Annotated in this window: 1 protein-coding gene; it reads left to right on the top strand. The window is 67.6% G+C overall.

What is annotated here, in order from left to right:
- A partial coding sequence (locus AC5RUO_RS20065) for an aldehyde dehydrogenase family protein (protein WP_494104454.1) occupies positions 1 to 219 on the top strand: 219 nt, incomplete at both ends.

Here is a 219-nt window from a genome sequence, read left to right as displayed (position 1 = left end):
CCGGCATGAGCGTGCTGCGGGAGGAGTCATTCGGCCCGGTGCTGACCGTCGAGACATTCCGGACCGAGGACGAGGCCGTGGCCATCGCCAACGACACGGAGTACGGCCTGGCAGGCGCGGTGTGGACCTCGGACGGGTCAAAGGCGCAACGTGTTGCGGGGGGCCTCCGGCACGGAACAGTATGGATCAACGACTATCACCCGTACGTCCCGCAGGCGG

Source organism: Arthrobacter sp. Y3221087, from assembly GCF_059089905.1.
This window is presented reverse-complemented; position numbering and strand designations above follow the sequence as displayed.